The organism is Rhodococcus sp. FG69, from assembly GCF_057808915.1.
Genome location: NZ_JBMDIX010000123.1, coordinates 1 through 466 on the forward strand (window position 1 = coordinate 1; position 466 = coordinate 466).

Consider the following 466-nt stretch of genomic DNA (forward strand, 5'->3'; position numbering starts at 1 on the left):
GTTTTTCGGATGTCGGTGGTGGGGTGGTTTCGTTCGCGGAGTGCGTCTTTCGGGCCGGATCGGTGTCCGGACCGCCACCCCCGTCTGGGCCACCGCCGCCAGAATTACCGCCGCCGTCTGGATCGTCGTCGGGGCCGCTGTCACCGTCGAGTCCCCCGCCATCGTCTGAACCGTCACCGTCGTCTGAACCGTCACCGTCGTCCGGACCTTCGGAGTCCGGATCATCGCTGTCATCCGGGCCGCCGCTGCTGCTTCTGCTGTCGTCCGGACCGCTGCTACTTTCGCTGTTGCCTGGACTGTCCGCTGAGTCCTCGCTCGTGCCAGCGGGTCCGGCAGAGCGTCTCGGACCGACCGTCTCGGTGTCCTGTGCTGTGTCGGTTGTCTGTGCCGTCCCGGTATCCGCGGTCGACCGTGTACGCCGTGCGGTCTGGAAGGCCTCGGACTGGGTCAGCTCCACCAGCAGGCC

1 protein-coding gene is annotated in these 466 nt (G+C 67.4%); it reads right to left on the minus strand.

Going from position 1 to position 466, the window contains the following annotated elements; genetic code table 11:
- The coding region (locus ACODSO_RS29255) for a hypothetical protein (RefSeq protein WP_489040093.1) at positions 1–466 on the minus strand (466 nt) is incomplete at both ends.